The sequence below is a fragment of the Enterovirga sp. genome (genome assembly GCF_028290205.1).
Taxonomy (GTDB): Bacteria; Pseudomonadota; Alphaproteobacteria; order Rhizobiales; family Beijerinckiaceae; genus Enterovirga.
Window position 1 is genome coordinate 1 of sequence record NZ_JAQGKF010000178.1, and the last position, 7207, is coordinate 7207.

Sequence of the window (7207 nt, forward strand, 5' to 3'; positions counted from 1 at the left end):
AGCACCCGGGTCGTCTGAGCCCAGGCTGACCGGCCTTCCGGGATGGGCGCTCGCCCGTCCCGGAGCCTGACGGGCGACGCCGCGTGCTGACGCGGGCGTTGCCGGCCGACCGCCACCGGGCCGTTCGTTGTTGGGAGCGAGCCGGGCGAGGTTTGTCGTCGGGCTGTCGGCGGCCCCCATGCGGTGTCGCCTCGCCCGGGGGGCTTTTGGAGCTCGCCTCAGAGCCGCGACCGGTCTCGCGGCCGGTGTACCCGGGCCGACAACCACATCCCTGCCTGTACAGTGTTGGGCTGTCTGGGCCGTTGCGCTCCCGGCGCGAGGCTCTGATCGCGTCCGGCTGAGAGGCGGCTCAGTCCTGCAGCATGCGCTTCAGCAGCTCGACCTCTTCCGACAAGGCGGTGTCGCCGCCGATCAGCTTCTCGATCTTGCGCACCGCGTGCAGCACCGTGGTGTGGTCGCGCCCGCCAAAGCGTCGGCCGATCTCCGGCAGGGACCGCAGCGTCAGCACCTTGGAGAGGTACATGGCAATTTGGCGCGGCTTCACCACGGCGGCCGTGCGGCGCTCCGACAGGATGTCCGAGCGGGACACGTTGTAGCGCGTGGCGACGAGCTTCTGGATATCCTCGATCCTCACGCGCCGGGGCTCCCGGTTGCGGACGAGGTCGCGGATCGCGACCTCCGCCGTCTCCAGCGTGACGTTGGTCCCCGTGAGCGTGGCGTGCGCGAGCAGCCGGTTGATCGCGCCTTCGAGATCGCGGCCGTTGGTCGCCACGGCGTTGGCCACATAGGCGACAACCGCAGGCCCGACCTCGAAACCCGGATGGGTGGCCTGAACCGCGGCGAGCCGCTGGCTGAGGATGCCGGCCCGCAGACCCTCGTCCAGCGCCGCGATCTCGACCACGAGGCCGCCCGCGAGCCTGGAGCGGACGCGCTCGTCGAGGCTCTCCAGATCGCCCGGCGGCCGATCGGCGGCAACGATGACCTGCCGGCCCGCATCGATCAGAGCATTCAGCGTGTGGCCGAATTCCTGCTGGATGGTCTTGCCCTGGATGAATTGCACGTCGTCGATGACCAGGAGGTCGATGCCGCGCAGCCGCTCCTTGAAGGCGTGCGACGTCTGCGCCTTCAGTGAGGCCACGAAGCCGTACATGAAGCGGTCGGCGGTGAGGTAGATGACCCGGCGACCGCCGGCCCGAGCCTGATTGCCGGCCGCGTGCAGCAGGTGCGTCTTGCCGAGGCCTACACCGGCCTGGATATAGAGCGGGTTGTAGATGGCCGCGCCGCCGTCGTTGCGGGCGATCCGTTCGGCAGCGGCCTGCGCCAGCGCGTTGGAGCGGCCCACCACAAAGCTCTCGAAGGTGAGGCGGGCGTCCAGCGGCGCGCCAGCCAGTTCCGCGGTGCTCCGCTCGTCGCGTGCACCTAGTGGGGTCGCCTGGGCCGGAACGCGGTCCTCACGGCTCGGCTCCGCGGCAAGGGCCGGCTCGCCGCCCGATGTGGTTTTCGCGGGCCGGGCAGCACTCGAACGGCTCGCCGCCGCGGGATCGCGGAACGCGCTCCGGACCACCACCGACACGCCTGACAATCCGGCCTGCTCGCTGCGGTACGTGCTGAGAATGCGGTCGAGATAATGCGCCTCGATCCAGCTCTTCAGGAATCGGGTCGGAACGCTCAGGACCGCCTTGCCGTCGGCCAGTTGGTCGAGCTCCAGGCGGGCCAGCCAGCTCGAGAACACGTCCTCGCCGAGTTCCGCCCGAAGGCGCCTCTTCACTCGCGTCCAGGCGTCTTCCGCCACCCCGGTCTCCTGCCGCGCCCGGCCCTCAACCTCGCCTTCAGCTGCCCGCTGCCCAGCCCCCCGCGCCAACATTCCCAACTCCCCGCGGCGGCTCACGCCGCTCCCGCCGCCGACCATCTCTGGCGGCGTTCTACTAAAACCCGAATGGAGGAACCCAAACGCTGAGCTAACTGCGGCGTCTGTTCCCGCGAACCATGGAAAGGGTCAGAACACGACACGCCGATATGTCTCGCCACAGCGAACGTTAACCGTTCGTTTCATGGCAATGACATCGCGAACCTTCCCAGTCAGCGAGGTGATCAACAGGACTTGAACTGATTAGCCTTGCCGCCGCTCGACCAAGGCTGACCCAAACCTATCCGGCAGCTTCCGGCCGCGCAACATGGCTCGACCCTCCCGGCGGCGAATCGGGCCAAATCGCGGCACGGTTCCCTCAGGGTGCCGACGATTAAAGGCCTGTGGACGCTTAGATTCGGCGGCTGGTCCTGGGCCCAGTGCGCGGCGATCTTTTTTTTCTGGTCCCGTCCCCATTTCGGGGACGGCCGAGGGGGCCGGAGCCAGGTCCCTGGCCTTACCGCTTAAGCCATTGAGATGGTTACGGGTTATCTGCGCGAACAGCGCGGCCTCTGAGAGTCGCGCGGGCCCAAACATGCGCCGCGGGAGTCAACAGGAACGAAGCACGAATCTGATGGCTTCTGTGCCACCAGCCCGCGATTCCGTAGGCTGAAACGAAAAAGCCCGGCGTCAAGCCGGGCTTCGTTCTCGGGCGGCCTCTGCCGCAATTAGGCCTTGAGGGAGGAGACCCTCATGGCGAGACGGGACACCTTTCGGGACGCCGTGTTGCCGTGCAGGATCCCGCGCTGGGCGGCCCGCATCAGCTCGGGCTCGGCGGCCCTGAGCGCGTCAAGCGCCTGGCCGTGATCGCCGCCGGAGATGGCCTCTTCGACCTTCCGGACGAAGGATCGCATCCGAGATCGACGCGACTTGTTGACCTCGGTCCGTCGGGTGATCTTGCGGGCCATCTTTTTGGCCGACGTGGTGTTGGCCACTGGCTATCCTCGCTGGATTGGTCCTCGGCGCCGCCGCTTCGCGGGCCGGGATGTCGAAGCTGCAAAGAGAAGCGATCCCACGGCGCAGGCGCGCGGGCTCGTCTCGCGGCTTCTAGACCGGACCTTCCCCGACCGTCAACAATTTCGGCGTCGCTCCTTCATGCGTCCCCAGCGTTTCCACGCCCCTAGCTCGCCAGGAACCTGGCCAGGCTCGCCGGATCGACGTTTCCGCCAGACAGGATGACGCCGACGCGCTTGCCCCGGACAGGCACGATTCCGTGCAGGGCGGCCGCTGCCGCGAGGCAGCCTGTCGGTTCCACGACGAGCTTCAGCCGCTCGATGAAGAATCGCATCGTGTCGACGAGCATGGCATCGGAGACGGAGACGATTCCGGACACCCGCTCGCGAATGATCGCGAAAGTCATCTGGCCGAGCGCCGTTGTCAGGGCGCCATCGGCAATGGATTGGGGCACCGGGATGGTGACGATGCGGCCCGATTCGAACGACCGGCGGCCGTCGTCTCCGGCCTCAGGCTCGACCCCGATCACGCGGCATCCGGGAGAGAGCTCCGCCGCCGCAAGCGCGCTGCCGGAGAGGAGGCCACCTCCGCCTAGGCAGACCAGCAGGAGGTCGAGCGGGCCGACCTCATTGATGAGCTCGAGCGCCGCCGTGCCCTGGCCTGCGATCACCGCCGGGTGGTCGAAGGGCGGCACCATGGTCCGGCCCTGCTCCGCGGCGATGCGCCGGCCGATCTCTTCCCGGTCCTCCGTGTAGCGGTCGTAGAGGACCACCGTCGCGCCGTAGCCTCGCGTGGCTGCCACCTTCATGGCTGGCGCGTCCGCCGGCATCACGATCACTGTGGAGACGCCCAGAAGCGCCCCGGCATAGGCGATGGCCTGGGCGTGGTTCCCGGACGAGAAGGCGACCACGCCGGCTGCCCGGGCAGACGCATCGAGCGAGGCGATGGCGTTGTAGCCGCCTCGGAATTTGAAGGCACCAGCCCGCTGCAGGTTCTCGCATTTGAAGAACAGGCTGCCTCCGGTCCTGCTGTCCGCGGTGCGGGACGTCACGACAGGGGTGCGGTGGGCCATGCCGGCGAGGCGGCCGGCGGCCTCGGCGACATCGGCGAAGGTCGGGAGGGTGGGAGCGAACTCGACGGGCATGGCGCGGGCTTCCTGGTCTCAGCTGTGCCGGAAGTCGGGCTTCCGCTTCTCGAGAAAGGCCGACATGCCCTCCTTCTGGTCTGCCGTCGCGAACAGGGCGTGGAAGACGCGCCGCTCAAACCGCACCCCCTCGGCGAGGTTCGTCTCGTCGGCCCGGTCCACCGCCTCCTTGGTCATCATCGCCACGTGGCGTGGCATGGAGGCGATTGCAGTTGCAGCCGCGAGTGCCTCGGTCAGCAACTCGGCGGCCGGCACCACGCGCGCAACGAGCCCTGCGCGCTCGGCCTCGACGGCGTCCATCATCCGGCCTGTCAGGCACAGGTCCATGGCCTTGGCCTTGCCGACCGCACGGGCCAGGCGTTGGGTGCCGCCGATTCCCGGAATGACGCCCAGCTTGATCTCGGGCTGACCGAACCGCGCGGTGTCCGCGGCCAGGATGATGTCGCACATCATGGCGAGTTCGCAGCCGCCGCCGAGGGCGAAGCCGGCCACGGCCGCCACGACCGGAACCCGGTGCCGGGCGATACGGTCGCCCACCGCGAACAGGTCCTCCGCATAGATGGCCGGAAAGCCGAGCTCCGACATCTCCCGGATATCCGCGCCGGCCGCGAAGGCCTTCTCTGATCCGGTGAGCACGACGCAGCCGATCCCGGGGTCGCGGTCAAAGCCGGCAAGGGCGTGATCCAACTCGGCCAGCAACGCGGCGTTCAGCGCGTTCAGCGCCTTCGGCCGGTTCAGCGTGACAAGGGCAACCCTGTCGCGAATCTCAACAAGGATGTGTTCATAGGTCACGGGCCTGATCTCCGCCGCCGCGGAGGCCGTAGCCAAGGCGCGGGATCCCGGCAAGCACCGTTGCCGGGAGGCGCATGGTGCGCCGCACAAAGACTTTGACGGGCTCGGCGCCACGGCGTACGACTAGAGTGTGACTAGCAAAGATCGTGCCTAGGGGCCTTGCGGTCGATGGGAGTGCAGCAGCGGTTGGAGATGCGCCAGGGCCAAGCCCTGGTCATGACGCCTCAGCTCCTGCAGGCGATCAAGCTGCTTCAGCTCTCTCATCTCGACCTGGTCAGCTACGTCGAGGCCGAGCTGGAACGAAATCCGCTCCTGGAGGACGCGCCGCCGGATTCAGCGGACCCGGGGCCGGCGGAGGACCGGGCCTCCGACGAGGTCCCCGCCCGGGAGCTAGATCTGGGCGGCGGGCGGATCCAGGCCGACGATCACCACCTCGCCGATGCGTTCCCGGACGACGCGCCGACCGTGCGCGCGCCGGAGGGCGCCGACTCCCTCTCTCTCACAACCCCAGCTTGGCAGAACTCGGCCTCGGGCGGGTTCGACGCGGGCGAGTTCGATCCCACTGCGCACCTCGCGCGGGAGCAGACGCTGCACGAGCACTTGCGCGAGCAGCTCGACCTCGCCACGAGTCGGCCCGACCAGCGGATGGTCGGCGCCCACCTGATCGACGCGGTCGACGAAGCCGGCTACCTGACCGAGAGCTGCGACGCCATCGCTCTCCGGCTGGGCGCTGATCCGGCACTTGTCGAAGGTGTGCTCGGGATGGTGCAGACCTTCTCGCCGACCGGGGTGGCGGCCCGGGACCTGTCCGAGTGCCTCTCCATCCAGCTCCGCGAGAAGAACCGTCTGGACCCGGCCATGGCGGCCTTGCTGACCCGGCTCGACCTGGTGGCCCGGAGGGACTTCGCCCCCCTGAAGCGCATCTGCGGGGTGGATGACGAGGATCTGTCCGAGATGCTCGCCGAACTGAGACAGCTCGATCCGAAGCCGGGCCGGGCCTTTGGCGGCGGGCATGTGCAGGTCCTGGTCCCCGACGTGTTCGTGCGGGCCGCGCCGGACGGGAGTTGGCTCGTCGAGCTCAACCCGGACACCCTGCCGCGCGTCCTAGTGAACCAGAGCTATCACGCCAGGGTCGCCCGCCAGGCCCGGACCGATTCGGATAAGCTCTTCATCAGCGACTGCCTGCAGAGCGCCAACTGGCTGACCCGCTCGCTCGAGCAGCGCTCGCGCACCATTCTCAAGGTGGCGAGCGAGATCGTGCGCCAGCAGGACGGGTTCTTCGCCTATGGCGTCTCGCACCTGCGACCGCTCAACCTGAAGACCATCGCCGACGCGATCGGCATGCACGAATCCACCGTCTCGCGGGTGACCTCCAACAAGGCGATCGGCACCGCCCGCGGAACGCTGGAGATGAAATACTTCTTCACGGCCGCGATCTCGGCCTCCTCGGGGGGGGAGGCGCATTCCTCCGAGGCCGTTCGGCACCGCATCCGACAGCTCGTGGACGCCGAGCGGACCAGCGACGTTCTCTCGGACGACGCGCTCGTGAAGAAGCTGCGCGGGGAGGGGATCGACATCGCCCGCCGGACGGTCGCCAAGTACCGGGAAGCCTTGCGCATCCCGTCTTCGGTCGAGCGCCGGCGCGAGAAGGCTGCCCTCAGGGGCTAGCCTGGCCCGGAACCCCGGCACCGGCCCCCTGTTGTGGAGAGAGGCCGCGACCGCGTGCGGGCGGCCGTCCGGGAGATCGCGATGCTTCGCATGTTCACTACCGTCGTCCTGGCGCTCGCCGCGAGCGCCGCCATTGCCCAGCCTGCGCCGGGGGCATCGTCGTCCGGGACCTCGCCGGTCACGCGGGAGGACGGCAGGGCGCCTCGTGCGCCTCTGATCCGCATTCAGCGTGACGACATCTCGATGACAGTTCGTTGCGCCGAGGGAGAAAGCACCAAGAGCTGCGGCGAGATCGCCGTGCAGCTCCTGGAGAAGCTCCCGGCCGCCCCGTCCTGGGACCGGCGTGGGGGGCGCGGCACGCGTGACGGGGGCGGCGAGCGTGACCGCGAGCGGGATCGGGAGCGCGATCGGCGCGAGCCGGAATGACGTCTAGGCCGGATCGAGCAGCCCGAGCCGCTCGATCTCGAGCCACTCCCCCGCCATGAGCTTGTCGCCGATGTCGATGCGGTAGCGGACATTCGGGATCACGACGCGGCCCGCGAGCCGGTAGGCCGCATCGCGCGCCTGCCGGATCGTGGGGCCCGTCCCGGTCACGACCAGCGTCCAGCCGTGATACCCAGCGGTGACGAGTTCGCCCGCGGCGAGCCCCACCTCACCGTAATGGAGGTTGGCGTGGTCCTCGGCACTCACCTCGCCCAGAACCAACACGGGCAGGCCCACCGGCTCAGGCACGTAGCTGCGGA

The 7207-nt window shown here is 68.8% G+C and carries 6 protein-coding genes and 1 pseudogene; 2 read left to right on the plus strand and 5 right to left on the minus strand.

Features of this window, described 5'->3' with window-relative positions; all coding sequences use genetic code 11:
* Positions 1–349: 349 nt before the first annotated feature.
* The 4 genes from dnaA to JWR86_RS12835 all read right to left on the minus strand — a co-directional run bounded on the left by dnaA (position 350) and on the right by JWR86_RS12835 (position 4796).
* Positions 350–1864, minus strand: a complete 1515-nt coding sequence (gene dnaA / locus JWR86_RS12820) for a chromosomal replication initiator protein DnaA (RefSeq protein ID WP_299566089.1) — start codon at positions 1862–1864, stop codon at positions 350–352.
* Positions 1865–2574: 710 nt separating this feature from the next.
* On the minus strand, positions 2575–2841 hold the full coding sequence (gene rpsT / locus JWR86_RS12825) for a 30S ribosomal protein S20 (RefSeq protein WP_299566091.1): 267 nt from the start codon (positions 2839–2841) through the stop codon (positions 2575–2577).
* Positions 2842–3026: 185 nt separating this feature from the next.
* Entirely contained in the window at positions 3027–4004 is a 978-nt protein-coding gene (locus JWR86_RS12830; RefSeq protein WP_299566093.1) for a threo-3-hydroxy-L-aspartate ammonia-lyase, read from the minus strand.
* Positions 4005–4022: 18 nt separating this feature from the next.
* On the minus strand, positions 4023–4796 hold the full coding sequence (locus JWR86_RS12835; RefSeq protein WP_299566096.1) for an enoyl-CoA hydratase: 774 nt from the start codon (positions 4794–4796) through the stop codon (positions 4023–4025).
* 168 nt (positions 4797–4964) lie between these two features.
* On the opposite strand from JWR86_RS12835, the gene rpoN reads away from it, so the two are divergent.
* Entirely contained in the window at positions 4965–6464 is a 1500-nt protein-coding gene (gene rpoN / locus JWR86_RS12840) for an RNA polymerase factor sigma-54 (protein WP_299566103.1), read from the plus strand.
* Positions 6465–6707: 243 nt separating this feature from the next.
* The gene (locus JWR86_RS12845) at positions 6708–6890 is read left to right on the plus strand and encodes a hypothetical protein (protein WP_299566100.1); all 183 of its coding nucleotides are present in this window, start codon (positions 6708–6710) and stop codon (positions 6888–6890) included.
* A 3-nt stretch (positions 6891–6893) separates the two neighbouring features.
* Here the strand turns inward: JWR86_RS12845 and JWR86_RS12850 are convergent.
* A pseudogene (locus JWR86_RS12850) lies at positions 6894–7207 on the minus strand (hypothetical protein); the annotation flags it as partial.